General features: G+C 45.5%; 5 protein-coding genes. 3 read left to right on the forward strand and 2 right to left on the reverse strand.

What is annotated here, in order from left to right:
* Positions 1-571 precede the first annotated feature (571 nt).
* Together ABVM99_RS24405 and ABVM99_RS24410 are read left to right on the forward strand one after the other, a co-directional pair.
* Positions 572-1,249: a hypothetical protein gene (locus ABVM99_RS24405; RefSeq protein WP_032235406.1), complete on the forward strand. Its 678-nt coding sequence runs from the start codon at positions 572-574 to the stop codon at positions 1,247-1,249.
* Positions 1,246-1,629, forward strand: coding sequence for a hypothetical protein (locus tag ABVM99_RS24410; RefSeq protein ID WP_022631129.1), 384 nt, complete (start codon positions 1,246-1,248; stop codon positions 1,627-1,629). Before ABVM99_RS24405 ends, ABVM99_RS24410 begins: the two co-directional genes overlap by 4 nt.
* 307 nt (positions 1,630-1,936) lie before the next feature.
* Here ABVM99_RS24410 and mobA read toward each other — a convergent pair whose 3' ends face one another.
* A complete protein-coding gene (gene mobA / locus ABVM99_RS24415) occupies positions 1,937-2,260 on the reverse strand; it encodes a plasmid mobilization protein MobA (protein WP_000166966.1) in 324 nt (107 codons plus the stop codon).
* A gap of 271 nt (positions 2,261-2,531) precedes the next feature.
* Here mobA and ABVM99_RS24420 point away from each other — a divergent pair, with 271 nt between their 5' ends.
* Positions 2,532-2,726: a Rop family plasmid primer RNA-binding protein gene (locus ABVM99_RS24420; RefSeq protein ID WP_052940198.1), complete on the forward strand. Its 195-nt coding sequence runs from the start codon at positions 2,532-2,534 to the stop codon at positions 2,724-2,726.
* A 127-nt stretch (positions 2,727-2,853) separates the two neighbouring features.
* Here the strand turns inward: ABVM99_RS24420 and ABVM99_RS24425 are convergent.
* A partial coding sequence (locus ABVM99_RS24425; protein ID WP_393927470.1) for a hypothetical protein occupies positions 2,854-3,091 on the reverse strand: 238 nt, incomplete at its 5' end.

The raw sequence follows: 3,091 nt of genomic DNA on the forward strand, positions 1-3,091 counted from the left end.
GCTCAAGTCAGAGGTGGCGAAACCCGACAGGACTATAAAGATACCAGGCGTTTCCCCCTGGAAGCTCCCTCGTGCGCTCTCCTGTTCCGACCCTGCCGCTTACCGGATACCTGTCCGCCTTTCTCCCTTCGGGAAGCGTGGCGCTTTCTCATAGCTCACGCTGTAGGTATCTCGGCCCGGTGTAGGTCGTTCGCTCCAAGCTGGGCTGTGTGCACGAACCCCCCGTTCAGCCCGACCACTGCGCCTTATCCGGTAACTATCGTCTTGAGTCCAACCCGGTAAGACATGCAAAAGCACCACTGGCAGCAGCCATTGGTAACCGAGTTAGCAGAGCGAGATTTGTCCAGATGCTTACAGAGTTCTTGAAGTGATGGCCTGACTACGGCTACACTAGAAGGACAGTATTTGGTATCTGCGCTCTGCTGAAGCCAGTTACCCGGTTAGACAATCTGCCAGGATTAGCTAACCTTCGAAAAACCACCTGCCAGGGTGGTTTTTTCGTTTAAGATACTCACAACACGTTAATTTCGCAATACTTCAATTAATACCAATGCAAAATAGGAAAGAAAAAATGGAAAACAAGGCCGTCACAATATCAACACAGCTAGCAATATTTATTGACAGCACCATAGCTAGACCAGATCTTCTCTTTAATAGCCTAAACTCAGAAATTGGCGAAGTTATAGACGCAATGCCACAGACGATTCCCCTGCCTGCAGATGCACCTGCAGATATCCCTCGCGTTATTGGCACATCGTCCTTTGGCAAGTTCAACTTAAACATATCACTAAACAGAATAGATTTTGTAGAAAAATACACCCCTACTGAGGAGATCGAAAAATCAGTAACGGAATTCAAATTAAAGTGCAATACGCTAATAGCAACAATATTCCAAAAATATGGAGTCGTAAGAATCGGCCTAGTTGGTAACTATTACATCCCACATAAAAACCCATCTCAACTAATAGCTGATCTGTATTTAAACGAAAACAAAAGAAATTTAGATGAAATAACAATAAGAATAAATAACCGCGATACATTCAAAAATATACAAATAAACAATGTCATCAATTTAAGCCAAGGACAAGTAACCGCACAGAACTACAATGGAAATGCGGTGATAGTTCAACTTGACTACAACTCAACCGATAATAACACACCACTTGAAGAAGGGTTAACCTTAGCCCTATTTAAAGAAAAATCCATTGCTTATAACTCCAAGCATGTTGAGGATGTGAGTGGATTATGAAATTTTTCAAACCAAAAACAGATGCGATTGAATACATTCGTGTAGAACCATCATTCTCAAAAACAAGTAGCAATATAAATAATGCGAAATCAGGAAGTGACACAAACTCACAGCCTGGATTCATTTTAAGATCTCAAATAGAGGAAATGATAAAAAACCACAGACCGAAAACAGAAAAAGAAATAAAGGCTGAAAGCGAAGGTCTTATAAGGCTTTGCTCCATGGCCTTTATATTTTTAATAGTTTTATCAATTTTTATGTTAATCGTTTATTTCGGAATAAAAGATAGAGAACTACCAGATTTTGCAAATAACCTGATGGCACTAATGACAACATTAGTTGGAGCGATAGGTGGTTTTATATATGGAACAAAAAAATAACACAGACAAAAACACAAATAAAAAAAACAAATAACACACAAGCACACCAGCCCCATACTTCGGGGCTTTTACAACCATTACCTGACACCATTTACCATAACGTCGCATTACGCGCACCGCCAAAACGCGCTGAACGCGATTCTGCCGCAAATACCGCAAAAAGAGATGTTTTCCCCGGGGTAAACCGGAAAAATGCGTCAGGATCGCTTTCAGCTCACTGCATAGCTATGCATGAAAGTGAATGGCGATCGGTTTGGGAGCTTACGGCGTTCATACCGTCTGTTTTCGACAGTTTCTCTCCGGGAAGCTAATCTGCCATAAGCCTGGATAACAGCGCACGGTGATACTCCGTAATAGCGATCAGCACCTCCGCATACTCTCTGTCCCCGACACGCTTACCGTCGATAAAGAGTTTTTTCTGCAACGCCCCCAGTCGCATGACTTCTTTCAGCACCCGGTCATCAGTCAGTGAATTAACTTTCTTACCGAGAGCTGCCGCCCGTAAAAAACCAGAAACGGTCTTGCCGCATTCAGCAGCCCTTTTTCTGATTTCCTGGTCTTCTTCTGCCGTCAGACGAACAGGGCGACTGATAGCCCGCCTGCGCGTATTACTTCCACTTCGTTTTGTCATAAAACATGGCTCCGTATCTGACATGGGGTGTCGGGGCGAAGCCCTGACCAGGGTAATTGTAATAGCGTGCATGTATGCGCGGTATAACAATTGCACATCCTGTCCTGTCTGCAAGTTCGAATTACCAACAAAGCACTGCTGTTTTTTGGCAGTGACAGTGTTGTCTGACTGAAATGTCCGTCGGCAGAATACCGGCGGTAAGACGGTCCAAAAGTGGTACGCGATATAATCACACAACGCAGATGACAGACAGAACGGAGAAAACGAAAAGATGAACAAGCAGCAGCAAGCCGTACTCAACATGGCGGGATTCATAAAAAGTCAGAGCCTGACGCTGCTCGAAAAACTGGACGCACTCGATGCTGACGAGCAGGCCACCATGTGTGAGAAGCTGCACGAACTCGCAGAAGAACTCCAGAACAGCATACAGACACGCTTTGAAGTAGAAAATAGCACAGAGATATAACGCTCAGGGCAGGATGCCGAACGGCACAACAGAGCGTAAGGAGAAAATGTCACATAAGGCGCTCTTCCGCTTCCTCGCTCACTGACTCGCTACGCTCGGTCGTTCGGCTGCGGCGAGCGGTATCAGCTCACTCAAAGGCGGTAATACGGTTATCCACAGAATCAGGGGATAACGCAGGAAAGAACATGTGAGCAAAAGACCAGGAACCGTAAAAAGGCCGCGTCGCTGGCGTTTTTCCATAGGCTCCGCCCCCCTGACGAGCATCACAAAAATCGACGCTCAAGTCAGAGGTGGCGAAACCCGACAGGACTATAAAGATACCAGGCGTTTCCCCCTGGAAGCTCCCTCGTGCGCTCTCCTGTTCC

This window comes from Salmonella sp. SJTUF15591 (assembly GCF_043356435.1).
Classification (GTDB): domain Bacteria; phylum Pseudomonadota; class Gammaproteobacteria; order Enterobacterales; family Enterobacteriaceae; genus Salmonella; species Salmonella enterica.